The 23596-nt window shown below is 61.4% G+C and carries 25 protein-coding genes, 2 tRNA genes and 1 pseudogene; 16 read left to right on the top strand and 12 right to left on the bottom strand.

The window, feature by feature from the left end; all coding sequences use genetic code 11:
* The first annotated feature begins 34 nt into the window (after positions 1 to 34).
* The 3 genes from BLV27_RS07580 (at position 35) to BLV27_RS07590 (ending at position 3230) form a co-directional block, all read left to right on the top strand.
* On the top strand, positions 35 to 1276 hold the full coding sequence (locus BLV27_RS07580; RefSeq protein ID WP_092644531.1) for an ABC transporter permease: 1242 nt from the start codon (positions 35 to 37) through the stop codon (positions 1274 to 1276).
* Between the two features lie 3 nt (positions 1277 to 1279).
* Positions 1280 to 2128, top strand: a complete 849-nt coding sequence (locus BLV27_RS07585) for an ABC transporter permease (RefSeq protein WP_092644533.1) — start codon at positions 1280 to 1282, stop codon at positions 2126 to 2128.
* 607 nt (positions 2129 to 2735) lie between these two features.
* Positions 2736 to 3230 (top strand): gamma-glutamylcyclotransferase, encoded by a 495-nt coding sequence (locus tag BLV27_RS07590; protein WP_092644535.1) that lies wholly within the window; start codon positions 2736 to 2738, stop codon positions 3228 to 3230.
* A gap of 357 nt (positions 3231 to 3587) precedes the next feature.
* Here BLV27_RS07590 and BLV27_RS07595 read toward each other — a convergent pair whose 3' ends face one another.
* The gene (locus tag BLV27_RS07595; RefSeq protein ID WP_092644537.1) at positions 3588 to 4073 is read right to left on the bottom strand and encodes a flavodoxin family protein; all 486 of its coding nucleotides are present in this window, start codon (positions 4071 to 4073) and stop codon (positions 3588 to 3590) included.
* Positions 4074 to 4696: 623 nt separating this feature from the next.
* Positions 4697 to 6202, bottom strand: a pseudogene (locus tag BLV27_RS07600) (IS1182 family transposase).
* Positions 6203 to 6469: 267 nt separating this feature from the next.
* On the opposite strand from BLV27_RS07600, the gene BLV27_RS07605 reads away from it, so the two are divergent.
* Positions 6470 to 8269 carry an NAD(P)/FAD-dependent oxidoreductase gene (locus BLV27_RS07605; protein WP_092644539.1) on the top strand — a complete coding sequence of 600 codons (1800 nt, stop codon included), beginning with the start codon at positions 6470 to 6472 and terminating at the stop codon, positions 8267 to 8269.
* A gap of 284 nt (positions 8270 to 8553) precedes the next feature.
* Here BLV27_RS07605 and BLV27_RS07610 read toward each other — a convergent pair.
* From BLV27_RS07610 to BLV27_RS07620, 3 genes are all read right to left on the bottom strand, one after another.
* Positions 8554 to 8629, bottom strand: a tRNA-Thr gene (locus BLV27_RS07610).
* A 179-nt stretch (positions 8630 to 8808) separates the two neighbouring features.
* A complete protein-coding gene (locus BLV27_RS07615) occupies positions 8809 to 10398 on the bottom strand; it encodes a heme biosynthesis protein HemY (RefSeq protein ID WP_092644541.1) in 1590 nt (529 codons plus the stop codon).
* An 8-nt stretch (positions 10399 to 10406) separates the two neighbouring features.
* Complete coding sequence (locus tag BLV27_RS07620; protein ID WP_139176570.1) at positions 10407 to 11219, bottom strand: COG4223 family protein; 813 nt, start codon at positions 11217 to 11219, stop codon at positions 10407 to 10409.
* Between the two features lie 169 nt (positions 11220 to 11388).
* Here BLV27_RS07620 and BLV27_RS07625 point away from each other — a divergent pair, with 169 nt between their 5' ends.
* Entirely contained in the window at positions 11389 to 11652 is a 264-nt protein-coding gene (locus tag BLV27_RS07625) for a hypothetical protein (RefSeq protein WP_092644545.1), read from the top strand.
* A gap of 28 nt (positions 11653 to 11680) precedes the next feature.
* On the opposite strand, the gene BLV27_RS07630 is transcribed toward BLV27_RS07625, so the two are convergent.
* Positions 11681 to 12367 carry a uroporphyrinogen-III synthase gene (locus BLV27_RS07630; RefSeq protein ID WP_092644549.1) on the bottom strand — a complete coding sequence of 229 codons (687 nt, stop codon included), beginning with the start codon at positions 12365 to 12367 and terminating at the stop codon, positions 11681 to 11683.
* A gap of 56 nt (positions 12368 to 12423) precedes the next feature.
* Here BLV27_RS07630 and tsaD point away from each other — a divergent pair, with 56 nt between their 5' ends.
* The 5 genes from tsaD (at position 12424) to pyrF (ending at position 16227) form a co-directional block, all read left to right on the top strand.
* The gene (gene tsaD / locus BLV27_RS07635) at positions 12424 to 13500 is read left to right on the top strand and encodes a tRNA (adenosine(37)-N6)-threonylcarbamoyltransferase complex transferase subunit TsaD (protein ID WP_092644551.1); all 1077 of its coding nucleotides are present in this window, start codon (positions 12424 to 12426) and stop codon (positions 13498 to 13500) included.
* Positions 13497 to 14447 (top strand): NAD(P)H-dependent glycerol-3-phosphate dehydrogenase, encoded by a 951-nt coding sequence (locus BLV27_RS07640; RefSeq protein ID WP_092644554.1) that lies wholly within the window; start codon positions 13497 to 13499, stop codon positions 14445 to 14447. Before tsaD ends, BLV27_RS07640 begins: the two co-directional genes overlap by 4 nt.
* A 25-nt stretch (positions 14448 to 14472) precedes the next feature.
* Positions 14473 to 14748, top strand: coding sequence for a YciI family protein (locus BLV27_RS07645; protein WP_092644556.1), 276 nt, complete (start codon positions 14473 to 14475; stop codon positions 14746 to 14748).
* Positions 14745 to 15164 carry an EVE domain-containing protein gene (locus tag BLV27_RS07650; RefSeq protein WP_092644558.1) on the top strand — a complete coding sequence of 140 codons (420 nt, stop codon included), beginning with the start codon at positions 14745 to 14747 and terminating at the stop codon, positions 15162 to 15164. Before BLV27_RS07645 ends, BLV27_RS07650 begins: the two co-directional genes overlap by 4 nt.
* Before the next feature lie 370 nt (positions 15165 to 15534).
* Complete coding sequence (pyrF, locus tag BLV27_RS07660) at positions 15535 to 16227, top strand: orotidine-5'-phosphate decarboxylase (RefSeq protein ID WP_092644880.1); 693 nt, start codon at positions 15535 to 15537, stop codon at positions 16225 to 16227.
* Positions 16228 to 16420: 193 nt separating this feature from the next.
* Here the strand turns inward: pyrF and BLV27_RS07665 are convergent, their stop codons facing one another.
* Both BLV27_RS07665 and BLV27_RS07670 read right to left on the bottom strand, forming a co-directional pair.
* Complete coding sequence (locus BLV27_RS07665) at positions 16421 to 16705, bottom strand: NfeD family protein (RefSeq protein ID WP_092644562.1); 285 nt, start codon at positions 16703 to 16705, stop codon at positions 16421 to 16423.
* Positions 16705 to 17598: an SPFH domain-containing protein gene (locus BLV27_RS07670; RefSeq protein WP_092644883.1), complete on the bottom strand. Its 894-nt coding sequence runs from the start codon at positions 17596 to 17598 to the stop codon at positions 16705 to 16707. The genes BLV27_RS07665 and BLV27_RS07670 overlap by 1 nt, the downstream gene beginning before the upstream one ends.
* 149 nt (positions 17599 to 17747) lie before the next feature.
* On the opposite strand from BLV27_RS07670, the gene BLV27_RS07675 reads away from it, so the two are divergent.
* Positions 17748 to 19001, top strand: a complete 1254-nt coding sequence (locus BLV27_RS07675; protein WP_092644564.1) for a DNA polymerase IV — start codon at positions 17748 to 17750, stop codon at positions 18999 to 19001.
* Between the two features lie 3 nt (positions 19002 to 19004).
* Here BLV27_RS07675 and BLV27_RS07680 read toward each other — a convergent pair whose 3' ends face one another.
* On the bottom strand, positions 19005 to 19862 hold the full coding sequence (locus BLV27_RS07680) for an N-formylglutamate amidohydrolase (RefSeq protein ID WP_092644566.1): 858 nt from the start codon (positions 19860 to 19862) through the stop codon (positions 19005 to 19007).
* Between the two features lie 134 nt (positions 19863 to 19996).
* On the opposite strand from BLV27_RS07680, the gene BLV27_RS07685 reads away from it, so the two are divergent.
* From BLV27_RS07685 to BLV27_RS07700, 4 genes are all read left to right on the top strand, one after another.
* Positions 19997 to 20071: transfer RNA gene (locus tag BLV27_RS07685), tRNA-Val, on the top strand.
* Positions 20072 to 20140: 69 nt separating this feature from the next.
* Positions 20141 to 20266 (top strand): type B 50S ribosomal protein L36, encoded by a 126-nt coding sequence (gene ykgO / locus BLV27_RS07690; protein WP_005850168.1) that lies wholly within the window; start codon positions 20141 to 20143, stop codon positions 20264 to 20266.
* 121 nt (positions 20267 to 20387) lie between these two features.
* Positions 20388 to 20924: a lipocalin-like domain-containing protein gene (locus BLV27_RS07695; RefSeq protein WP_244504582.1), complete on the top strand. Its 537-nt coding sequence runs from the start codon at positions 20388 to 20390 to the stop codon at positions 20922 to 20924.
* Positions 20925 to 21063: 139 nt separating this feature from the next.
* On the top strand, positions 21064 to 21480 hold the full coding sequence (locus BLV27_RS07700) for a MarR family winged helix-turn-helix transcriptional regulator (protein WP_170831387.1): 417 nt from the start codon (positions 21064 to 21066) through the stop codon (positions 21478 to 21480).
* Between the two features lie 2 nt (positions 21481 to 21482).
* Here the strand turns inward: BLV27_RS07700 and BLV27_RS07705 are convergent, their stop codons facing one another.
* Positions 21483 to 22142, bottom strand: a complete 660-nt coding sequence (locus BLV27_RS07705) for a peroxiredoxin (protein ID WP_092644573.1) — start codon at positions 22140 to 22142, stop codon at positions 21483 to 21485.
* Between the two features lie 75 nt (positions 22143 to 22217).
* On the opposite strand from BLV27_RS07705, the gene BLV27_RS07710 reads away from it, so the two are divergent.
* The gene (locus BLV27_RS07710; protein ID WP_139176571.1) at positions 22218 to 22613 is read left to right on the top strand and encodes a hypothetical protein; all 396 of its coding nucleotides are present in this window, start codon (positions 22218 to 22220) and stop codon (positions 22611 to 22613) included.
* A gap of 20 nt (positions 22614 to 22633) precedes the next feature.
* Here BLV27_RS07710 and BLV27_RS07715 read toward each other — a convergent pair whose 3' ends face one another.
* Entirely contained in the window at positions 22634 to 23290 is a 657-nt protein-coding gene (locus BLV27_RS07715) for an RluA family pseudouridine synthase (protein WP_092644578.1), read from the bottom strand.
* A 39-nt stretch (positions 23291 to 23329) separates the two neighbouring features.
* Positions 23330 to 23590, bottom strand: coding sequence for a hypothetical protein (locus BLV27_RS07720; RefSeq protein WP_092644580.1), 261 nt, complete (start codon positions 23588 to 23590; stop codon positions 23330 to 23332).
* Positions 23591 to 23596 lie beyond the last annotated feature (6 nt).

Genomic DNA, 23596 nt, shown 5'->3' on the forward strand with positions numbered 1-23596 from the left:
GTTTCCCGGCGCGGGGGTTTTTTGAAAGCACGCGATGACCGACGTCACAACAGGCCTGAACACCAACGATGCACGCAACGCGGCGCGCGACGTCCGTATGCGCAAACTGCAGGCCTTCCTGTTCGTGGTGCCCTTGTTGGTGTTTATCGTTTTCGCCTTCGTGGCACCCATAGCGACGATGCTATTTCGCAGCGTCCACAACCCGACCGTCGCGAATTTGGTGCCGGAGACATTGGCGGCCTTGGAGGACTGGTCCGGCGACGGTCGGCCCGAAGACGCAATCCTGATCCAGTTTGCCAAAGATATGAAACGGACGGCGAACGACCGCACCTCCGGCCAAATTGCGGACGAAATCAACAGAACCCTTCCCGGTATGTCCAGTGTAGTGAAATCCACCGCGCGGGCACTGCGCCGAGTTGACGACGCCGAACTTGCCGCGGACGGCGCTGCTCTTCTGCTGGCGACAAACGACCGTTGGGGGGAACCGGCAACATGGAACGCGCTTAAAGCGGCCGGGCAGGTTTATTCGTCCAGCTACTATCTCACCGCTGTCGATCTTGAACGGGCTGAGGATGGCAGCATTGTCCAACGGGACACGCAAATCTACGTCCAGCTTTACACAAAGACCCTGCGCATGGCCCTGATCATCACGGTGCTGACGATCCTTCTGGGCTATCCGCTGGCGTTCTTCATGGCGCATTCGTCAGACGCGGTGGGCAACTTCCTGATGGTCTTCGTTCTGCTTCCATTCTGGACATCCCTGCTGGTGCGGACAACCGCTTGGATCGCGTTGTTGCAAACGAACGGTGTTGTGAATTCGACTCTCATGGGCGTGGGTATCACCGATGAGCCGCTTGAGTTGCTCTACACTGAATTCTCGACGATCCTTGCCATGACCCATATCCTGCTGCCGTTTATGGTCCTGCCGCTCTATGCTGTCATGCGCGGCATCGATAGCAGCTTCATGCGGGCCGCGATTTCCATGGGCAGTCAGCCGCTTGGTGCCTGGTACAAGATCTATCTTCCGATGAGCTTACCGGGCTTGTCCGCCGGGGCGCTGCTCGTGTTCATCATCTCGGTCGGCTACTACATCACACCGGCTCTGGTCGGCGGTGTGGAAGGGCAGATGATTTCAAACATCATCGCGTTCCACATGCAGCAGTCCAACAATTGGGAGCTGGCTGCCGCCCTCGGATCGCTTTTGCTGGTGCTCATCCTCTTACTTTACTGGCTGTTCGACCGCTTTGTCGGCACCGACAACCTCAAGTTGGGATAGACGATGAAACGCTTGCCCGAATATTACGCGATCTGGCACATCTCTGGCCACTATGGCCTAAGGGTCTTCGCGCTTCTGGTATTGATCTTCCTGATGTTGCCGATCTTGGTGATCATGCCCTTGTCGTTCAACGTGGAGCCCTTCTTCACCTTCACCAAAGGCATGTTGTCGCTGGACCCCGACGCCTATTCTCTGCGGTGGTATCAGGAGTTTATGGATGACCCAAATTGGCGCCTGGCAATCCGTAACAGCTTTATTGTCGGTATACTCGCCGCCCTCATTGCCACGCTTCTGGGCACGCTGGCCGCCGTCGGGCTGTCGTCTCCGTGGATGCCCTACAAACGGCTGATCACCGCATTGCTGCTGTCGCCGATGATTGTGCCGCTAATCATTATCGCCGCGGGCATGTTCTTCTTCTACACCAGGTTCAATCTGGTCGGCACGTTTCCGGGTCTGATCATCGCCCACGCGGCCCTCGGCGTACCGTTTGTGATCATCACGGTTACCGCCACGCTGAGCGGATTTGATCGCTCCCTATTCGTCGCAGGCCTCAGTCTGGGAGCCAGCCCGATCAAAGTCTTCTGGGACGTCGTAATTCCGTTAATCCGGCCCGGCGTTATTTCGGGCGGGCTTTTCGCCTTCGTGACATCGTTCGACGAAGTGGTGTTGGTCTTGTTCCTGGCCGGGCCAGAACAACGAACAATTCCAAGACAGATGTTCTCGGGGCTGCGCGAACAGATCAATCCCACGATCCTTGCTGTGGCGACCTTGCTGGTCGTCCTGTCGGCGGCCCTACTGTTCACTCTTGAAGCCTTGCGCAGAAGATCTGTGCGGCTGAGCGGCTCCGGTTAAGACGCTCATCTCGCACATGCCTAAGGCAGTCCGATAAAGCGAACCCGAAGCAGGCTCAGACCGTTACCAATCACTGGCTCAGTCAATACAATAACAAGCCAGCAGAGGTTCGCATCCATTCATGCATCCGTCAGCAACCACATCAGCCGGGACGGCCGCTCATCGGGTCAGGACAACTTCAACCTCAGCCGCGCCCTCGCTCTGCCTGCGAGCAGCGGACTTTACGTGGCATATCAGACAGCAGGCCTGTCATGGCTGAGACAGATCTTATTTGTCTGACAGTACATCGAACCGGTTTCATCTGAAAAAAACTGCCAAATGATTCCGAAAAAGCCGCAGGAGCATTGATGTGAAGATCGTGTACAAGCCGCTACAGCGCCACAAACTGTCCACACTTTTGAAACTCTAATCGGGTCTTCGCGATCTAATCAATGAGCCGGAAGATTGATACTGCGGCACTTTTACAACGGCCAGGCTTGCGGCGATGGCACGCGAGAATGGAACACCGCAGTGGTGGTATTCGGACAAGGAACGTGAGGCTATGCAGGCCAAAGCCCTCGCAGAACATAGCATTGGCGACCTCTGGGCCTTCGCCTAAGTATCGCTGATGTGGAATCCGCGCCTCTATTTTGAGGAGGTTCGCCGCGCATGGCTGCCGGACCACGCCCAACGGTTCATCGTAATGAATATCTACAGGGCTCGCGGCACTGCCGAAGCGCCGGGCCCAATGGCCGCGATCGATCGGGGCGGAACCGGATACCGCAGTCTGGCCTTCCGGATTGCAGACGCGAAGATCGAGACGGGAACCGACGTGCTCTGGCAGCGCGAGGGAATCGGACCGGGCTACTGGCACGTCATCGTCGACGCCCGGATCGGTGACGAGCAGATCACAGCGCTCACTTTCATCGCGAACCATAATGCGGACCTGATCGACAGCGAGATGAGCCGCGACGGGCAGATCGGTTACTTGGTCGCCGGCACCAGCATCGACTATCTGCGCAACCTAGTTTGCCGTCTCTGTGCTGTCGGTATCCGGGACGCCGATGTCGAGGACCTGCTGCACGATGGCGAGGCTTCTTTCAGTGAGACAGCATGGGCGTAACCCTGCGCGGATCGGACAAAAAAACGGTTGGCCGTGAGGGGTCGTGCAGCACGCCTTGCCGCACTTCGGCTATGTTAACCGCTTATTGCATAGTGCGCTGGCTGCACCAAACTCGGCAAACCCGGGCATACCCCACCCCAAGCACGGGTGCTTGAGCTACTGGCTTGCAGCGTCCTCCCGGTCCACCTTCTCTTTGCGAGCGACATTTGTCCCCCACTAGTGCGGCGCATGGGCGGGGCGTATCTCCACTCCTTGCGGTGTTCAGGTTGCAGCCCACCCCTCCAATCCTGAGCTGTGTCTACTGACAGATCAGTTACACGGACGTCGACTCCAGCAACATTCAGCAAAAAAGCCGGCTTAAAAGACCCCAAGGCTCAGCCCGGCACCCATGCCTGTACCGAGGTCGCGACACTTAGTGAGATCGTCTTCTGAAATAGTCTTCGCCGCCAAAATCTCCTCGGGCGTCTGCGCGTGGGTGCAAATGATGAGCGGGGGCTGGACCTCACGAAGCCGCCAACCTTGGGCAATTCGAGCTGTTTGGCGTGCTGCGTTTTCGCCGTCAGACCCCGCACAAACCATCTGCGCATAGGGACGGCCTTCAATGTGTCCTAGGGCCGGATAATAACAGCGGTCGAAGAAGTCCTTCATGATCCCCGCGATCGCCGCCAGGTTTTCCGGACCGCAGAAGATATAGCCATCAGCCTGGAGCAGATGTTCGGGCTCAGCCTCGTGGGCAGGCTTTAGGATAGTCTCAACTTCGTCACGTGCCGCCGTCGCCGCCGCCTCGGCCATTTGCCGACTGCCGCCAGTCTTTGAGTGATATACCATGAGAAGCTGTGCCATTCCGAAACAAGTATACTGTGTGGGGGGTGTGTCCAGAAGGCATGGTGCACCCCACCGCATCGACGGGACTGGGCCGCAGGACCAGACAAGCTCCCTCGGTCCAGGCCCGATTGGGAGCCATTTTGACCCCGACAAGAGCGCCGGTAAAAAATCCGAAGAGCGATCAGCGACAGTTATTGCTTTGTCTACTGATGCCGCTGAACTTGCCTACGCACGGGAGCAAAGGACAGATCTGGATAACGCTGTTCCATTGCCGGGGCTGTGGCCTGCCCGTGCGACGAAATGCGCGTTCTGGATAATCTAAGAGGCTCGACGGGCGGTCTCAGCCTCCGGGCACTAAGGGGCCCGGTGCCAGCGTCAGGTCGACCAAGTATAGAATTTCTTGGACGTGCCGATACGAATGGCCTATTCGACTTTGTTGCGAAACACCAAGCGAACTATCGGGACGTAAAACGCGAACATCAATTTTCGCAGAAATGGCACACAGAGTTAGTCACAGGTCGTCGGCACAACGGTCACTGGTGATCATCGCCGCGAAGGGCAACTTGGAGCCGATTCTGTGGAAAGGGGACCTTTGCAAGCGCAGCAAAGTTGGTCTGATTGAGGCCGAGCGGCCTTCTCCATCAGGGTGTTGCGGCTTTCGGCGGTGCCGGGAAGATATTAGCTGGTTTCCGGAGGTTCTGGGCGGTTGCTGCGAGGAGGAATTCATCGTTTGCGCCGTTCGGTTCGCGTAACCGGAGCCGTCCCAGGCCGAGGATACGTTTGAGGTGTGCGAAGAGCATCTCGACCTTCTTCCGCAGCCGCATCGAGATCACGTAAGCGTCCGTTTTTGCGATGTCGCGGGCGACCTGGCGGGCGTCCTCATGTTCCTCGCGGGTGATCTTTCGGGTGTCGGCGTTCGGGCAGCATTTGGGCTTCCACGGGCAGGCCTGGCAGACCCCCTTGAGGGCCCGGTAGCGGGCGGTGCCCTTATCACTCGGGCCGCGGTTCGGGTCGGAGTAGTTGCGGCGGAACTGCTTGAGGTCCTGGCCCTCGGGGCAGACGTAGCGGTCGTTCTCCGGGTCCCACTCGAAGTCAGCACGTGACCAGGTGCCGTCGGTCCGACCCGACTTATCGACGACCGGGATATGCGGCGCAATCTTGCGATCCACTAGCCATCCGAGCATCGGACCGGTGCCGTAGGCGGTGTCCACTGCCCGGCAGTGCATCGCGTAGCGATGTCACGAGAGGGGGCGATCGCGCGCCCTGGGTGGAGATCGAAGCGCGCCTTCACCCGCTCGAGCATGGTTTTTGTGGACCCGACCTCCGCCTGGCGGATCGACCTCGTCGTCTCGACGTCGAGGATCACGCCGTGGTCGGTGTCGACGAGATAGTTGTCGGAATAGCTGAAGAACGCCGGACCCTTGCGCGCCGCAGTCTATTACCGCAGGGCACTGCGCAGCAGTGTCCCGAGAGGCACTGGCTAGCCGGATCGGAGAAGGAGGTGAACTTTCGCTCCACCTCCGAGGCCGCGCCGAAGGCCGCCTCGTCGAGAACCTCCAGATACTCACGCACGGCACGCGGCGCGGTCTCCGCGTCGATCCGCGCCGGATCCCAGTCTTCCGTCGCCGCAGAGTACTGCATGTTGGCGTCCGCCTCCCCTCTCGGAACATTGCTGTGCAATGCCCTGCCGGGCAGTGGATGAGGCGCGCGTCGATGGCCATCCGTTGCCCGCTGACCAATCCTTCGGCGATGCAGCGCGCGACGACCGTCTCGAACAGATGCCGCAGCAGTTCGCTGTCGCGGAAGCGCCCATAACGGTTCTTGGAGAAGGTCGAGTGGTCTGGCACCCGGTCGGTCAGGTCGAGCCGACAGAACCAGCGATATGCGAGGTTCAGATGCACCTCCTTGCAGAGCCGTCGCTCGGACCGGATGCCAAGGCAATAGCCGACCAGCAGCATCCGGATCAGCAGCTCCGGGTTGATCGAGGGGCGGCCGGTATTGCTGTAGAACGGTGCCAGATGCTGACGGATGCTGGACAGCTCGACGAAGCGATCGATGGATCGCAGCAGGTGATCCTGAGGGACGTGATCCTCTATCGAGAACTCGTAAAACAGAGCGCCCTGCGCCTCCTGCCTCGACCCCAACATCGCAGATCCCCCCTCATCACTACGAAAAGTGAACCAGCGACCAGGCCCCAAATCAACAAGAGTCCTTCAACGGAATAAGCCCAAACTCGCCGATGCTTCAGGATGGACAAATGGCTGCTTTCGATGGCCCGCTCATCACGGCAACATGAAACGTTTTCGAGCTGTGCTTTGCACGAAAGTCCAATCTCGCGACTTGGGTCAAATAATAGGCAGACTCGCATAATGTGTTACGCTGGCTCAATATCGCAGCGAAAAGGGAGGACTGAAATGCTCGACACCACCGTTTCTGATCAAACTCAGGCGTTCTTGGACGAATTTGGCGGGGCGCTATCAAGAGGGGATATTGCCGTCGCAAGTGACATGTTCGAAGACGATTGTTATTGGCGTGATCTTGTCAGTTTTACTTGGAACATCAAGACTGTCGAAGGAAAAGAACAGGTTGCAGATATGCTGTCCCATCAGCTTGCTACAACGCAGCCCAGCGGATGGAAAATTGCCGAGGGCGAAGTTCCAACAGAAGAAGGTGGCGTAACGACAGCTTGGATTGAATTCGAAACAGAGGTCGCGCGGGGTTACGGTCTAATGCGCCTAAAGGGCGACAAGATCTGGACCCTTCTTACGACTATGACGGAGCTGAAGGGTCATGAGGAGCCAGCCGGCGATAATCGGTCGATGGGTGCCAAGCACGGGGCGGGAAAAAACAAGGCGACTTGGGCCGAAGAACGCGCCCGCGAAGCGGCCGAGCTTGGCTACGAAGTGCAGCCCTATTGTGTCATCATCGGCGGTGGGCAGGGTGGCATTGCGATGGGCGCGCGGTTACGCCAGCTTGGCGTACCGACGATTATTGTCGAACGTAACGAGCGGCCCGGCGACAGCTGGCGTAACCGCTACAAGTCGCTCTGCTTGCATGACCCGGTCTGGTACGACCACCTCCCCTACTTGAAATTTCCCGAGAATTGGCCGGTGTTTTCGCCCAAGGACAAGCTTGGCGATTGGCTGGAGATGTACACCAATGTGATGGAGCTGAATTATTGGACACGCACCACAGCCAAATCTGCCAAGTTTGACGAGGCATCCGGCGAATGGACCATTGTGGTGGACCGCGACGGTGAAGAGGTTGTTCTAAAGCCCAAGCAGCTTGTTATGGCAACCGGCATGTCGGGCAAAAAGCGGATGCCAGACTTTCCCGGGATGGAGGCGTTCCAAGGCGTTCAACAGCATTCGTCGGAACATGATGGGCCTGATGCTTGGTCCGGCAAGAAGGTTGTTGTTGTGGGGTCAAACAACTCAGCACATGATATCTGCGCCGCGCTTTGGGAACATGACGCCGACGTCACGATGGTACAAAGGTCTTCAACTCATATAGTGCGTTCAGACACCTTGATGGAGGTGGGGCTTGGCGATCTGTACTCCGAACGAGCGGTTGCGGCGGGTGTGACGACGGAAAAGGCGGACCTGATCTTCGCGTCGTTGCCGTATCGCATCTTACACGAGTTCCAGATCCCGGCTTATGCGGCCATGAAAGAGCAAGACAAAGAGTTCTACGACGGGCTGGAAAAGGCCGGCTTCTGGCTGGATTGGGGCGACGACGAAAGTGGGCTGTTCATGAAATATCTGCGGCGTGGGTCGGGGTATTACATTGATGTTGGTGCAAGCCAGTTGATTATCGACGGAGAGGTCAAGCTGAAGCGCGGTCAGGTCACAGCCTTGGATGAGACCGGTGTGATCCTGGATGACGGAACACATCTGGATGCGGATCTGGTGGTTTACGCAACTGGCTACAACTCAATGAATGGTTGGGTCGCTGATCTGATGGGTCAGGAGAAGGCTGACCAGCTTGGCAAGTGTTGGGGACTTGGGTCTGATACAACCAAGGACCCCGGACCATGGGAAGGTGAGCAGCGGAACATGTGGAAACCGACACAGGTTCCAAACCTTTGGATGCATGGCGGCAACCTGCACCAGTCGCGGCACTACTCTCAGTTTCTGTCGTTGCAGATCAAGGCGCGGATGGAGAGCATTTCAACACCCGTCTATGGGTTACAGGAGGTTCATCACCTCTCCTAGGGACCGTCGCTGAAATTCAAAGCGGGCCTTCGCGTTTGATCACCGATGGCCCGTTTTGTCCGCATAGCAGACCTTGATAGCAAGCACAGCGAAGATCCACTGTCTGCCCTTCCTGCACGATACCGCGACCGATGCACTTACAGAACGAATGTCGAGTTTGAACCTTCTCCGGACCTCACCCGCGCTTGGCGAGAGGCTCCGGTAAGAGCCGTGACCGCGAAAGACGGCTGTCTGGCCAGATCCAGCGACGGAAATTCAATAACCGTTTGATATTCAGAGAAGAATGGTGCCGCTGATAGGACTCGAACCTACGACCCCATCATTACGAATGACGTGCTCTACCAGCTGAGCTACAGCGGCACTCTTCTCTTCCTAGGCCCTACAAGTTCATCTCGTTTGCCGCGAAGCTTTTGGTTTTGCAAGCCATTCTGGCGGGGACCCGCTAATTACGAATGACGTACTCCACCAGCTGAGCTACAGCGGCGACCGTGGCGGCGTCCTAGCAGGGGTCCGAGGCCGTTTCCAGCCCCGAAATGCAATCATTTCTTCGCCTGGCCCGAGGTCCCGTCCATGTCACGGGTTGTCCCTACGATCGTCGGATCCATCGCTTCTGGGGCACCTGCATTGTCGACTACTTCCGCTTCCGGGTCGGGGTCAGACGGCGAGTCGGATGACGTCTCGGCGTCCTCCACTGTGGCGACATCTTCGGCCAGAACAGCAGGCACCACGGCCTCCGGCGCGGCGGCGGCTGTCGAGGGCCCCATAAGCAACGGCAGCATCTCCGACGGCAGGGTCGTAGATGCGGAACCGACCGGAGCCGATTTCCACGATAGGCTGTCGAAGGCCTCGCAACTTGTACAGACAGGCAACCAATCGGCATGCACAGTCCCGCACGTATCACATATCCATTGTGGGCCGCGCGGCGCACTGATGGCCTTTGCCAGCCAGCCGCGCACCACGGCTTCGGAGCCGCCTTCACCGCGTTCGATCGCCGCCATCAACGTCAGAGACCGTGTCGTCGGCTCGGTCTCATAGAGCTTGCCCAGCGCGCGCCGCGCACCCGGAAAGTCTTCGGCAGCCAGGTAAAGCTCCGTCTCCAGCAGCTTCGATTCGTGGGCCTGCGGTGCGACCTTCAGGAACGGCTGGAACCGCTTGATACGGGCCTCGGGCGTCTCTTCTGGCTCGATTTCCGCAAAGATCGCCGCCAGATCCGGGTGGGGCGTCTTCAGGCGGGCGGCCTTCAGAACTTTCGCTGCCCTTCGCTTCTCACCGTTCTTGATATGCAGGCGGGCCGCCATGACCGCGGCGGGAACCAGTTCGGGCGAAAGTCGGTTGGCCTCGAGGATTTCGGCGCGCGCCTTTTCCTCATTGCCGTCGGCCAGTTGATTGCGCGCATCGGCCAGCGACAGCACCGCTTCCCGGCGCTTGTAGACATCTTTCGGGAGCGCGCCGGACTTCAGTTTGGCCGACAGGACCTTGCGGGCCCCGTCCCAGTTCTCATCCCGCGCTTGAAGGCGCAGCAGGGTGTCTTGGGTTTCGACGTGGCGAGGTTTGAGCGCAAAGGCCTTCTCGGCCAGCTTCATTGCCATCGCGGTATCGCCCTGCTCCAGCTTTTGGCGCATCAGGCCGCGAATGCCGACAAATCGGGTCTTGTCGTGGGTGACCAGCGTCTTCCATGCCTCCTTGGCGCGCTCCGTCTCTCCGGCGGCCTCGGAGGCCTGCGCGACAATCAGGGTCGTAACTTCAGGTTTTTGGAGATATTTCTCTGCCTTCTGGGCCTTTGCAGCCGCGTCACGTGCCTCCCCGGAGGCAAGCGCAATCAGACTGTCGGACAGCGCGGCGTAGCCTTTGCGTTCACGGTTGCGGTCAAAATATGCGCCCAGTGCGGTATCGTCGCCGTTGATGAACTTCAGCGTCGCGATCAGCAGACCGGTCAATTTGAACACCACCCAAAGCAAAAGCATCAGTACCAGGGCACCGAGGACCACGACCAGCGGCGGGAGCACGTACTCGGCACCATTGAAGGTAACAAGCACTTGGCCCGATACGTCCATCAACCACTGAACGCCGAAGGCGAGTGCCGCGACAAGCGCGACGAAAAGGAGGATCTTGAAAAGCGACCAGAGCATTTAAATCCTCACCCGTCCTGAAGGTAGTTATCGGCGGCCAACAAAGCCGCGGCGCGGGCGTTTGCCCGCGCGATCCAAGGGTCGAGAACCACCTTCGCCTCGTCCGGCAGGCCGTCGATCTCGGTCAGTGCCATCGCCAGATCCCCTTCGCGCACGGCGGCTTCCGCCCGGCTGAGCACGGCGTCCGGGTCATCACCCTCGCGCGGCTCAAGACTTCTGGGGTTGAAAGCGTTCGTGAACAGCGAACCGACACCCGCCGCCGGAGCCGCGGCACGCGCTGCGCGGAGAGCCTCGCGCGACAGGTCTGGGAACGCCGAAATCAGGCTTGCCTGCGGGGCCACGCCCGTCTGTGCATGGGACGCAAGCGCCTCGGGCGCATCATCGCCCAGAACTGACAGGGCTTCGGCATAGGGAGCGCCAGATTGAAGCGCCATGCGAACCTGATTGCGCGCCGCCTCCAGGGCACGCGCCTCGGCTTCCGACTCGACGGATGCGGCCAAGGTGTTGGCCTGCGCCAGGTCAGTCTCCAACGCGGACACCCGTGGGGTCAGATCGTCGCGCAGGGTTCCGATATCATCGCTCAAAGTTTGAATATCGGCGCGCAGCGCATCTGTCGCCCCTGCTGTGGGCGTTTCTGCGACTGCGGCTGTGCCACCGCCTTGCCCAGTTTCAAGCGCATCGACGCGAGTCGTCAAAGCGTCGATCCGCATGGCCAAGTCAGCCTGAACCGCTTCAACGCCCGAAAAATCGACGACGGGCGCATCCGACGCCTTCAACGCATCCAATTCAGCGGCCAGCGCATCCACCCGCGACATATCCATGGTCGGTGTTTCCGGTGTGGACGCGCCGAAAAAGGCGATCGCAAACCCGATCCCACCGGCAGCGACACCTCCCAGCAGTAAAGGAAGGAACGCCGGCCCCTTGCCGCTCCCCTCTTCAACCCGCGACTGAGCCGCGGAAGACAGCGCGCCGTCCATAGCTGCCGAAGACGTGGGCGCGGCTCTCTTTATTGCAGGCGCTTCGGACGCAGGGGCGGCTTTTGGTGCCGACGCGTCCTTGGCGGCAGGCGCAGTCGGGCGCGGCGCGCCGGGCGTGACGATGCTGGCCCCGGTCGGATCGGCCGGTCGTGCGTCTTTGGGCGCGACAGCCTTCGCAGCCTTCGGCGCGGGCGTCTTCGCACCGCTCGGTGACCTGGAAGCCTTCGTGTTGGTCTTAGTTGTGCGCGCCAAGGCGTGCCCTCCCAGCAGATTCTGATTACACCTAGACCGTAGACCCGTCTCCCTCAACCGCCGATCGCGGGCAGGCTGTCCCGGATCAGGGCCAACATCCCTTCACCGTCAGGTGTTTCACTGATTGCAAGCGGGCAAACGGGGCAAGCTTTGGCGACCGCGGGGCTGAGTGCGAGGAGGCGCAGATGATCAAGCGCCTCGGTGGGGCAGGCATCCGCAAAAAGGCTTGCGCTGCGCGGGGAGTAAAGCGGAACGAGGACGGGACCGCGCCGCAGCAGCGAAATCGCCGCGGGCGTCAGGGGTTGCGGCGCTTGGCGATACGTCACCGCTTCCGTCACCCGCAAACCACGCGCTGACAGGCGCGCCGCCAGATCGCCCCGCGTTACGACCCCACGCAGATGGACCAGCGCAGGCGCATCTTCCGGCACCATATCCACGAGCGCTTCGACGTTCGGCGCAACGGCTCGCACATGAAACCCGGCTTTGACCGCCTCTGCGGCGGTGCCGGGCCCAACCACCCAAGCGGGCAGGCCCGGTGCCCCCTGCCCGGCAACAAAGGCCGCGACTGCATTTCGTGAGGTCAGCAATACGCCACCGGCTATCGGCGGCAGTGCAGCGTCCACCTCCAGGCGCATCAAGGGGGCGATGACCACCTCCTGCGCCCCAAACCGGCGAAGTTGTGTCGCCAGCCGGAGCGAATCCTCGGCGGGGCGGGTCAAGAGGACGGGCAGCGCGTGCATTGTTCCCCCGGGTTGCAGTGCGTAGATGTGAGTCAAGGATTGGACCGGCGGACACCATGGCACAAGAGCTGACGATACTGGGGCTGGAAAGCTCCTGCGATGACACAGCTGCTGCCGTGGTCCGCCGATCGGGTGACAGGGGTACAATCCTGTCGAACGTGGTCATCGGTCAGGACGAGTTGCACTCGGCCTTTGGCGGTGTGGTCCCCGAAATCGCCGCCCGCGCCCACGCCGAGAAGATTGACCTGGCGGTGGAGGCCGCCCTGGACCAGGCGGATGTCGCATTGACCGATGTCGATGCCATAGCAGTGACTGCCGGCCCCGGCCTGATCGGAGGAGTCCTGGCTGGGGTGATGTGCGCCAAGGGGCTTGCGGCGGCGACAGGAAAACCCTTGGTCGGCGTGAACCATCTGGCAGGTCACGCCCTGACCCCGCGCCTTACCCATGGACTACGCTTTCCTTATCTGATGCTGCTGGTGTCAGGTGGCCATTGCCTCTTCCTGCGGGTTGAGGGTGCGGAGGACTTCACCCGGCTCGGAGGCACCATCGACGACGCCCCCGGAGAGGCCTTCGACAAGGTCGCGCGGCTTCTGGGCCTGCCGCAACCGGGCGGTCCGGCGGTGGAAGCCTGCGCCAACAGGGTGGTCGGGACCATCAGCCTGCCCCGCCCGCTTCTGGACCGGCCGGGCTTCGATATGTCATTTTCTGGCCTGAAGACCGCGGTTCTGCGGGCACGCGATGCCATTGTCGCCGAACATGGCGGCCTGCCTGTCGCGCTGCGCGCTGACCTTTGCGCCAGCTTCCAGGCGGCGACCCGCGATGTTCTTGCTGAAAAGTCGCGCCGCGCGCTGGCGGCAGCACCCGTGACCGCCTTTGCCGTCGCCGGGGGCGTCGCCGCCAACCGCACGCTGCGAACCGCCCTGGAAGCCGTGGCAACGGAGGCCGGGATGCCCTTCGTCGCCCCGCCGCTGGCACTTTGCACGGACAACGCGGCAATGATCGCCTGGGCCGGGGGGGAGCGGTTGGCCACCGGTCAGGCAGACGATCTGACTCTGGCCGCGCGCCCCCGCTGGCCGCTGGACGCGCGTGCGGTGCCGATGCTCGGGTCGGGTAAGCGCGGGGCCAAGGCATGATCGGCGTCCTTGGGGCCGGGGCATTCGGCACTGCTTTGGCCGTTTGCTTCGCAAAGGCCGGGCACTCGGTTGTTCTCTGGGGGCGCGATGTAGCAACAATGGCGCGGGCACACGATATCCGACGGCTACCACGTCTTCCCGATGTCATGCTGCCCGCGTCGATCATGCCAACGGCCGATGTCGGGGATCTGACGCGGTGCGACGTCCTTATCCTCGCCGTTCCGATGCAACAGCTGAACACCCTGCTCTCTAGCCTGCCGCTCCACCCGCGCTGCGCGGTTGCAGCCTGCAAGGGGGTCGATCTGAGCACATTGCGCGGCCCGACCGAGGTGGTCGCCGGTGCCCTGCCTGACAGTATCCCTGCCATAATCTCCGGTCCCAGTTTCGCCGCCGACATCGCGCGGGGTCTGCCGACGGCGCTGTCGCTCGGTTGTGCTGATGATGCGGCGGGTCAGCACTTACAGTCTGCCTTGTCGACGCCGACGCTGCGGCTTTATCGGACGACCGACGTGGTCGGTGTGGAATTGGGCGGCGCATTGAAGAACGTGATTGCCATAGCCTGTGGGGCAGCCATCGGAGCGGGTTTGGGCGAGTCGGCCCGCGCGGCGTTGATGACACGGGGCATGGCCGAGATGTTGCGTTTGGCCCCCGCTTTGGGCGCGCGTCCTGAAACGCTGATGGGGCTGTCGGGGCTGGGCGATCTGGCGCTGACCTGTGCATCGACGCAGTCGCGCAATTTCGCGCTCGGGCTCGCCATCGGCGGGAACACCCCCCGCCCCACCGCCACCACCGAAGGGGCGGCAACCGCCGAAGCGGCGCTCCGTCTGGCGGCACGCCACGGGGTCGAAATGCCCATCACCGAGGTCGTTGCCGCCCTTGTCGGCGGTCAAGCAAGCGTCGAAGATGCGGTGAGACACCTGCTGGATCGCGACCTGACTGAAGAATGACAAACCAAACGCACAAGGAATTCCAATGCTTCATGCCCTGATTTGCACCGACAAGCCCGGCCACCTTGAGGTGCGCAAATCCAACCGCGATGCCCACCTGGCTCACCTGAAGGCCGATCCGCATGTCATACAGGCAGGACCGTTCGTGAACGCCGCGGGCGAAATGTCAGGATCGCTCATCATTTTTGGCACCGATGACCGCGCCCACGTCGAGGCATTTGCCGTCGCCGACCCCTATGCAGTTGCCGGCCTGTTCGAGAATGTACGGATCGAAACCTGGAACCGGGTGATCGGCGGGTGAAATACTGGCTGTTCAAATCCGAACCCTCCACCTGGTCGTGGGACGATCAGGTCGCAAAGGGCAACGCGGGCGAGGAATGGGACGGTGTGCGAAACTACCAAGCGCGGAACTTCATGCGCGAAATGGCCTTGGGCGACCGGGGCTTCTTCTACCACTCGCAATCCGAAAAGGCGGTCGTCGGCATTGTGGAGGTCTGCGCAAAGGCTCACCCCGACTCCACCACCGACGACGACCGCTGGGAGTGCGTCGACATCCGGGCCGTCGAGCCACTGGCCTCACCGGTCACGCTGGCCACGATCAAGGCACGACCGGAACTTGCGGACATGCCACTCGTGCGTAGCCCCCGACTGTCCGTCCAACCGGTCAGCGCGTCGGAGTGGCAGGTGATCTGCCAGCTGGGCGGGGTCGAAGTTTAAAAAAGTTTGGAACCGAAAGCCCCCCGTTGACGTAAGGTCTAAAGGGGTTTGCGATGTCCAACTTGAGAGTCCTTCGAATTGAGAACGTCAGGTTCGATTATCTTCAATCCTTCGTCGAGGGCATCGCAGTGTGCTGCGGAGCCGACGGCAAGGTAGACCGCCGACGACTTTCCATTCAAGCCGACCCCTACTGGTGCCATGAGACGGCGTCGTCCGCGTTGCGACAGGTTGCCAGCAATATTTTCCTGACGAACCGCCCGCGCTGACAGCCCGGGCACGAACACACTTCCAGAAACCGATGTCCAACTGGCTGGACAAAACAGGCACCGGCGGCATAGGCGACGCCACCGTCAGTTCCCAGGAGACCGCCATGTCAGCCCCCGCAGATGACCGCCTGATCGTCGCACTTGACGTGCCGAATGCACTTGAAGGGCTGCAAATGGCCGAGCGGCTGGGCGACGCCGTATCGTTCTACAAGATCGGACTGGGTATGCTTACGGGTGGCGGCCTTGCTCTTGCCAACGAATTGAAGAGCGACCACGGCAAGCGTATCTTTCTCGACATGAAACTGTTCGACATCGGCGCGACCATTGAGGCAGCGGTCGGCGGCCTTTCGCAATTTGATCTGGATTTCCTGACAGTGCACGGCGACCCTCATGTGGTCCGCGCCGCCGCGCAGGCAAAGCGTGACATGAAGATCCTGGCCGTGACGATCCTGACGTCCTTGGACAGGGCAGATCTGGATGCCGGGCTTATGGTTCCGGGCGATATCAAGGACCTGGTGCAGACACGGGCCGCCCGGGCGCTGGAAGCGGGAGCTGATGGCGTCATCGCATCCCCCCAAGAAGCCGCCTTGATACGTGCTCTGCCCGAGGCGGCGGGCAAGCTGATCGTTACGCCGGGCGTGCGCCCTGCCGGGGCCGCCCTCGGAGATCAGAAGCGCGTCATGACACCGCGCGAAGCCGTGGCAGCTGGCGCGGATCACATTGTTGTTGGCCGTCCGATCCATGCCGCCGCCGACCCGCGTGCGGCGGCCCAGGCGATATTGTCCGAGTTGATCTAGCACAGTCGGGAGACATCTGCTGATAGCCCATCAGCACCCGAGCCTTGGTGGTGGAGGTCTCCGGCGCGCGATCGTACGACTGAAACCACGCGGGAATGGTCTGACATCATTCGACGGGGGCGCGATCCGCCCCGGCCCGAATTCAGTACTGCGACAGCAGTGCCTGCGTCGATACCCGTCCGGCGAGAAGCCGTCAGTCGTTAACATCTTTGTCGAAAGTCGTGACGCCACCGCCCTGTTTGCCGAACAAGGCGCGCAGGGCCAGCCACGCCACGAGCGACAGAAGCGCGAAGATGATCCCCAGCCACGCGATCCCGTAGGTCGTCGCGACCAAACCATCCAGAAGGCCGACAATCAGGCCTAGAGAGACAAGCCCGGCCCCGATGGCAAAGCCAAGCAGGATGTACGTTGGCGCGACGACCTCCAGAATTCCGAGAACCACTGCTGCCAGCGCCCAGACCCACCAAGTCGCAAACATCAGCCACGCCCTTTCAGCATCTTGAACGCCTCGCCAAAGGCATCCATCGCGGACGCCGGAACGACGATCGTCTGCGAACCACCCTTACCGCCCAATGCGACCAACGCCTCAACTTGCTTGAGGGCGACTTGGTACTGCGCCGCCTCAAGGCCATTATCGGCGATCGCCTGCGCCACCACGCCGGTGGCATATGCTTCTGCGTCGGCGGCGATACGGCGCGCCTTGGCGGTCTGTTCAGCCGCGTACAGCTCTGCATCCGCAGCCAGCTCAACGGCACGGCGGCTTCCTTCGGCCTCGGTGACCTGCGCACGGCGGGCCCGTTCTGCGTTGAGTTGCTGCATCATCGCTTCGCGCGTCTGCGCATCCAGATCGACGTCCAGGATTTCGGCGCGCGTCACTTCGATCCCCCAGTCATCGACGGCGTCGGCCACCTGCGACTTGATCTTGGCAATCACCTCGGACCGATTGGACTGCACCTCGTCCAACTCCATCATGCCGATCTCGGCCCGTACGATACCCGCGACAGTGGTCGAAATGGCGGCATCCACATCCCGAATGCGGTAGACCGTCTTCTCGGGGTGCAGAATGCGATAGAAAACGCTGGTCTCGATCTGCACCAGCACGTTGTCGCGCGTGATTGCATCCTGGTTCGCGTTGGGCAACTGACGCTCCAGAATGGAGATTTTGTGCGCCACCTTGTCCAAGAATGGGACGATCAGGTTGATGCCCGGCCCCAGAACGCTGCGCAGTCGCCCAAAGCGTTCGACTACGAATTTTTCGGACTGTGGCACGATGCGGACGCCCAGCAGGATGCAGACGATGACGAAAACCGAAATGCCGATCAGCACCGCGTTCTCGCCAGCGAAATTCAGCAGGTCTTGTTCCAGGTTCATCATTGTCGCTCCAGCCGTGTGATTACAGACCGTTATAGGATCTGGACGGCCCTTACGGCATGGTCTGTCGTACCAAAGACCACGACCTGTGTCCGCCGGGTCGCAGAGTGGGGCATTTCCACGGCGGGCCGGGCGGCTTACACCAAAGCATGCCCGCCATGTGCCGCCACTGTCTTACAACCTTCGAGAAAGGCACGCGGTGCCCGTCGTGCCGCAGTCCGCGCGTGACCGCGCATCCCGAGCTGTTTGACCTGTCGATCGCACACATGGACTGCGATGCCTTCTATGCCAGCGTCGAAAAGCGCGACCGACCGGAGCTGGCCGACAAACCGGTCATCATCGGCGGCGGCCGAAGGGGCGTCGTCTCGACCTGCTGCTACGTGGCACGCATACGGGGCGTGCGGTCGGCCATGCCGATGTTCAAGGCTCTGGAACTTTGCCCCGATGCGGTCGTGCTCAAGGGCCGTATGGATCTCTACGTCGAGGTATCGAAGCAGGTCCGCGCCCTGATGGAGGAGCTGACCCCCGCGATCGAGCCGCTCTCGCTGGACGAAGCGTTTCTCGACCTGACCGGCACGGCCCGACTGCACGGTGCGCCACCGGCGGTCATGTTGGCGCGGCTGACAAAACGGATGCGCGAAGAAATCGGTATCACCGGTTCCATCGGTCTGAGCCATAACAAGTTCCTCGCCAAGATCGCCTCCGACCTGGACAAACCGCGCGGGTTCGCCGTTATCGGAAGGGCCGAGACCGAAGCCTTCCTCACCCCACAACCGGTGAGCATCATCTGGGGCGTTGGCGTTGTGGGACAAGAATCGCTCAAGAAGGCAGGCATCAACACCATTGGCGACCTCAAGCGATGGGACCGGGCCGACCTGTCCCGGCGCTTCGGGTCGATGGGGGATCGGCTCTGGCATCTTGCGCGGGGCGAAGATCGGCGCGCGGTCAACGCCCGCCGCCCGGTCAAATCCATCTCCAAGGAAACGACGTTCCACGAAAACACCGCCGACGCCGATGCGTTGGACGGGCATTTGTGGCGGCTGTCGGAACAGGTCTCGGCGCGGGCCAAGGCCAAGGACGTCGCTGGGCGCGTTGTCACGCTGAAGTTCAAGCGCGCCGATTTCTCGACCATCACGCGGCGACACGCGCTGTCCGACCCAACGCAACTGGCCGACCGCATCTATCGGGAGGCGCGCGCCTTGCTTGATGCAACGGGCGAACGCGGACCGGCGCGGCTGATCGGGGTCGGCATCGCCGACCTTGTGCGCGCCGAGGAGGCGGACAGGGGAAATGACCTGCTTGATCCCAATGCCGAAAAGCGACGCGAGGCAGAGCGCGCTACCGATGCAATCCGCGCCAGGTTCGGTGTTGATGCGATTCGAAAGGGCCGCGCCTTGCGGTAACGCCTATTCGGCTGCCAGACTACGCGGCTGGCCAATATGCAGACAGAACTGCGCCACGGCCTCGGTCATCAGATCGCGGATCGCGTCGAAGTTCGTCGTCCGCTCGATCAGGTCTTCGTTGAGGTATAGCGCGCGGTCGATCTCGATCTGGATCGCATGACGCCCGCGATCCGGCTGACCATAGGCCTGAGTGACATAGGCTCCTGCGAAGGGAGCATTGCGTGCCACGCGCAAGCCGAGCCCCTCGAATACCGCTTCTAGCGTGTCGACGAGATCTGTCGCCGCCGAAGACCCGAATCGGTCCCCGAGCACGACCTCGGCGTGACGCCCCTTCCCGCCAGTCGTGGCAATCGCCTCGTGCGGCATGGAATGGCAATCCAGCAGGATCGCCTGCCCGAATTGCTGATGGGCCGACGACAGAAGCGCGTGCAATTGGTCGTGATAGGGCCGCCAGTATGTTTCGATCCGGTGTTGTGCCTCTTCTTGCGTGATCTTGCCACGGTAGATCGCGCGGCCTTGCGCGACGACACGGGGAATCACGCCAAGGCCGGAACTGATCCGCGGATTCATCGCGCCGCGCGGTACGTCCTGAACAACGGCGGGGTCCAGCTCTTCGGCGGCTCGGTTGAGGTCAAGAAACGCCCTTGGCATCCCCGCCGTCAGGAGCGGCACCCCCAGTTGCGGCACGCGCTCGATCAGAAGATCAACATAGGCATCCTCCGACGACCGGATACGCTCCTCGTCCAGCACGGTCGTATCCAGGAACGCCGCGTCGTAACCGCGGCCCGAGTGCGGTGACGCCACCACGACGGGCGTGGTGACGTGCTTGGGCATCGTCAACTGGAATGGCTGCCTGGACATGGGCGACAAGTGCTCCTCCAAGAACACGATAGTGCTTTGCGGAAACTGCCGAAAGCCCCCTTGCGCGCCATTGTGAAAGACACTATCCACCGCGCACCAATCGGCGGGTCGGACTTGTTCAGGCTTGTTGTGACGGGTGATTAGCTCAGCGGTAGAGCACTTCGTTGACATCGAAGGGGTCACTGGTTCGATCCCAGTATCGCCCACCATTCACCGCCCCCGTCGGGGGCATACACCAACCCGGGGCGTCACCCCCGCAGGCATCAGGAGCGCTTACCATGAAGGTTCGCAATTCCCTCCGGTCGCTGAAGAACCGCCATCGCGACTGCCGCGTCGTGCGCCGCAAGGGCCGGGTCTACGTGATCAACAAGACGCAGCGCCGCTTCAAGGCCCGTCAGGGCTGAGGCACCGGACCCTCTTCGGGGGCCGACACCGCGTCAAGCATAGAAAGGCCGCTCCTCCGGGGGCGGCTTTTTTCATGTCGGGGTCCCTGCTTATCACGCCAGAAAGCCGCGTTCGACTTTCATGGAGGAGATCAAGGACTGTCTAGGACACCTCATTTCCAGTTCTTCGCACTCGTCATTGAAAGAAAAGCAATACAGGATCCTGACAAGCATTCAGCCGCAGGAGGCACCAATGGCGGACGTCGAGGCATTGATCGGGTCGTGGCGGATGAAGGCGTGGACCCGCACATCGGTGGCGACGGGCGAGACCACCGACGCCTTGGGCCCCTCTCCGATTGGCTTTATCGCCTACCATCGATGCGGTCGGATGATGGCATCGGTCTTCCGCCGCGATCGTTTCCCGCCCAAGGACCAGGCTTGGACGATGGAGGAGAAAGCCAGGCTGTTCGATGACATGCTCGCGTATGTCGCCTCCTACCGTATCGAGGGGAATCGGGTCATCCACGAGGTCGACGGATCCTGGAACCCGAGTTGGCAGGGCGCGCTGCAGCGCCCGTTCACCCTCGAAGGTGATCGATTGGTCATCAGTGGCGCTCCGGGCGTCGATCCCGCCACAGGAGAGAATGTCATATACCGAATGGAGTTCACCAAGGACTGACCTTTCAAACGCGCCGGAGTGGTTGACGCGGACGGAACGGATGCAAGCCGAAACGGTCAGCGCACACCATTGTTCATTTCCCTGCGCGACCGGTTCTCAATCACTTGACGTCTCGTCGCCGCAGCTTCAGCCTGCGGTCATGGCAAAACCCTCTTCGCCCAAGGCGCTGGCTGATCTTATCGACCGTCTTGCGCCCGCCCTGCGCCGCACCCAAGGCAGCGGTGCGGATCGGGGCCCCCGCGTGGCGCTCATGGCCGAATTATCCGACAACGGCCCCGCGACGATGCGCGATCTGGCGTCACATCTTCACGTCTCGCCACAGGCCGTCACCGGCCTCGTCGACCAGTTGGAGGCCGAGGGACTTCTGGCGCGCGAGAGACACCCGACCGACCGGCGCAAGACGGTGATCCGTCTGAACGATCACGCACGCGAAAACGTTAAGGCCGCCCGCGCTGCGCGCACGGACGGTCTCTCCAGTTTGTTTGCAGACATTCCCAAGGAAGATAGGGCCGCGTTTGCCCGCGTCGCCCGAACCCTCCTTGATCGCCTCTCCTGAAATCAGGCCGAGGACGGGTCCTTCGTGGTGCGCAGATAGGGGAAATGGGTCGTGAACTCCCCGAACTTGGCCTTGGCATCCTCGTTCGACACGGTCGCCGGTATGACCACATCGCGGCCCTTTTCCCAATTGGCGGGCATCGCTATGCCGTGCTTGGCGGCGGCCTGCAACGCGTCCGTCGCGCGCAGAATCTCGGCGAAGTTGCGACCGACATTCATCGGGTAAGTCATCGACAGCTTCAGCTGCTTGTCCGGCCCGATAATGTAGACCGAACGTACGGTCGCCGTATCGTTCGGCGTGCGCCCGTCGGGCAGGTAGGCATCGGCGGGCAGCATGTCATAGGCCTTGGAAATCTCCAGGCTTTCGTCCGCGATGATCGGAAAGGTCGCCTCGGCCCCGGCGAATTTGCCGATATCACCTTTCCACTTGCGATGATCCTCGACGCCGTCGACCGAGATGCCGATGACCTTCACGCCACGCTTGGCCCATTCGTCGGCCAGCTGCGCGACGGCACCGAACTCGGTGGTGCAAACTGGGGTGAAATCCTTGGGGTGGCTGAACAGGATCGTCCAGCTGTCGCCGATCCAGTCATGGAAGCTGATCGGTCCCTCGCTCGTCTCCGCCTTGAAATCGGGAACGACCTGGTTGATGCGCAGGCTCATGTCGGGTCTCCTTGCTTTTGCTTGACGTAACCTAATGTCGCGGAGGGCGCGGTACCAGACGGGATGGGCGAAGACGTGAACAAATCGCTGACGGGCCAATGGATCGGCCGCTTTGATTACGATGACGGCGAGGCCTCCGTCCCGTTCGAGGCCGATATGATCCAGAGCGGCATGACTCTGCGGGCGCAGACGGTCGAGCCCAATACGTTCCATCCCGGTGCCATGAAGGAATTGCGCGGATTTCTAACCGGCTGGATCGTGGGTTCGGAAGTGCGTCTGACAAAGACCTATACCTTTGATCAGGTCGCCGATCCCGAATACGTCGGGCGGGTCGACGCCGATGCGCGGCGCATCACCGGATGCTGGAGCTTCGAGGACATGCCCGCGAACACGGGTCGTTTCACCATGACGCGCCGCCCCGCCGCCAAGGCGCTTGCCGAGCGACGGATTGCGGCGGAAACGGAGGTCTGACCGTCAGAACCGCCCAATCTTCAGAACGGACAGGGTGCCTCCAGACGCATGACCTGGCCGGTGATCGGGTGTTCGAACTTCAGCCCCTCGGCGTGCAACATCATGCGTGGAAAATCCTGTGCGGCTCCATCGGCGTAAAACGGGTCGCCCAAGATTGGATGCCCTAGTTGTTGCATGTGCACGCGCAACTGGTGGCTGCGCCCCGTGCGCGGCATCAGCTTCATGCGAGTCGTCCCGTCCTCGCGCGCCATCCGCTGCCAATCGGTGACGGCGGGCTTTCCCGTCTCATGGTTCACATGCTGCAAGGGCCGGTTCGGCCAATCCACAATCAGGGGCAGGTCGATGGTACCCTTCTCTTCGACCACCTCGCCCCAAACACGTGCGATATAGCGCTTCTTGATGCGCTTCACCTCGAACATGCGCCCGATCTTGCGCTGCCCCTCCTTGGTCAATGCAAAGATCATGATACCCGACGTATCGCGGTCCAGCCGGTGACACAGCAGCACCTCCGGGTATTTCACAGCCAGCCGCGACAAGACGCAATCGGCCAGATGATCCCCGCGTCCGGGCACCGACAGCAATCCCTCCGGCTTGTCCACCACCAGCAGGTGATCGTCGCGATAAATAACGGGGATCGGCCGGGTCGGCGGGTTATAAGGAGTGGACGGTCCGGTCATGGCACGCGCCCTAGCGCGCTGCGCGCTCCAACGCCAGTGTCACAGCCGGGTGAAGACAATGCCTGAGATGGCGGCGCAGATCAGCAGGGCCGGTGTCAGGCCAAGCCAGACCCGCCGCCGGAACTGGTTAACAGGGTCAGACAGGTAATTTCGGACTGCACCCGCCTGCGCATCTACCTCCTGCAGATCCGGATCGCTGGACACAGCACGTCCGAATATCCCCAGCAGGATACTGAGTGATACAATCGCCCAAGCCGCAAAGATCAGCGCCTGCACGGCAAGAAATACGACCAACATCATGGGGAG

The organism is Jannaschia faecimaris (assembly GCF_900107415.1).
In the GTDB taxonomy this organism is placed as follows: Bacteria; Pseudomonadota; Alphaproteobacteria; order Rhodobacterales; family Rhodobacteraceae; genus Jannaschia; species Jannaschia faecimaris.

What these genes read in the sequence shown, in the direction of transcription:
- BLV27_RS07580 (WP_092644531.1), top strand. Translation starts at nt 35, where the DNA reads ATGACCGACGTCACAACAGGCCTGAACACCAACGATGCACGCAACGCG.
- BLV27_RS07585 (WP_092644533.1), top strand. Translation starts at nt 1,280, where the DNA reads ATGAAACGCTTGCCCGAATATTACGCGATCTGGCACATCTCTGGCCAC.
- BLV27_RS07590 (WP_092644535.1), top strand. Translation starts at nt 2,736, where the DNA reads ATGTGGAATCCGCGCCTCTATTTTGAGGAGGTTCGCCGCGCATGGCTG.
- BLV27_RS07595 (WP_092644537.1), bottom strand. Translation starts at nt 4,073, where the DNA reads ATGGCACAGCTTCTCATGGTATATCACTCAAAGACTGGCGGCAGTCGG.
- BLV27_RS07605 (WP_092644539.1), top strand. Translation starts at nt 6,470, where the DNA reads ATGCTCGACACCACCGTTTCTGATCAAACTCAGGCGTTCTTGGACGAA.
- BLV27_RS07615 (WP_092644541.1), bottom strand. Translation starts at nt 10,398, where the DNA reads ATGCTCTGGTCGCTTTTCAAGATCCTCCTTTTCGTCGCGCTTGTCGCG.
- BLV27_RS07620 (WP_139176570.1), bottom strand. Translation starts at nt 11,219, where the DNA reads ATGGATATGTCGCGGGTGGATGCGCTGGCCGCTGAATTGGATGCGTTG.
- BLV27_RS07630 (WP_092644549.1), bottom strand. Translation starts at nt 12,367, where the DNA reads ATGCACGCGCTGCCCGTCCTCTTGACCCGCCCCGCCGAGGATTCGCTC.
- tsaD (WP_092644551.1), top strand. Translation starts at nt 12,424, where the DNA reads ATGGCACAAGAGCTGACGATACTGGGGCTGGAAAGCTCCTGCGATGAC.
- BLV27_RS07640 (WP_092644554.1), top strand. Translation starts at nt 13,497, where the DNA reads ATGATCGGCGTCCTTGGGGCCGGGGCATTCGGCACTGCTTTGGCCGTT.
- BLV27_RS07645 (WP_092644556.1), top strand. Translation starts at nt 14,473, where the DNA reads ATGCTTCATGCCCTGATTTGCACCGACAAGCCCGGCCACCTTGAGGTG.
- pyrF (WP_092644880.1), top strand. Translation starts at nt 15,535, where the DNA reads ATGTCAGCCCCCGCAGATGACCGCCTGATCGTCGCACTTGACGTGCCG.
- BLV27_RS07665 (WP_092644562.1), bottom strand. Translation starts at nt 16,705, where the DNA reads ATGTTTGCGACTTGGTGGGTCTGGGCGCTGGCAGCAGTGGTTCTCGGA.
- BLV27_RS07670 (WP_092644883.1), bottom strand. Translation starts at nt 17,598, where the DNA reads ATGAACCTGGAACAAGACCTGCTGAATTTCGCTGGCGAGAACGCGGTG.
- BLV27_RS07675 (WP_092644564.1), top strand. Translation starts at nt 17,748, where the DNA reads ATGCCCGCCATGTGCCGCCACTGTCTTACAACCTTCGAGAAAGGCACG.
- BLV27_RS07680 (WP_092644566.1), bottom strand. Translation starts at nt 19,862, where the DNA reads ATGTCCAGGCAGCCATTCCAGTTGACGATGCCCAAGCACGTCACCACG.
- ykgO (WP_005850168.1), top strand. Translation starts at nt 20,141, where the DNA reads ATGAAGGTTCGCAATTCCCTCCGGTCGCTGAAGAACCGCCATCGCGAC.
- BLV27_RS07695 (WP_244504582.1), top strand. Translation starts at nt 20,388, where the DNA reads ATGGAGGAGATCAAGGACTGTCTAGGACACCTCATTTCCAGTTCTTCG.
- BLV27_RS07700 (WP_170831387.1), top strand. Translation starts at nt 21,064, where the DNA reads ATGGCAAAACCCTCTTCGCCCAAGGCGCTGGCTGATCTTATCGACCGT.
- BLV27_RS07705 (WP_092644573.1), bottom strand. Translation starts at nt 22,142, where the DNA reads ATGAGCCTGCGCATCAACCAGGTCGTTCCCGATTTCAAGGCGGAGACG.
- BLV27_RS07715 (WP_092644578.1), bottom strand. Translation starts at nt 23,290, where the DNA reads ATGACCGGACCGTCCACTCCTTATAACCCGCCGACCCGGCCGATCCCC.
- BLV27_RS07720 (WP_092644580.1), bottom strand. Translation starts at nt 23,590, where the DNA reads ATGATGTTGGTCGTATTTCTTGCCGTGCAGGCGCTGATCTTTGCGGCT.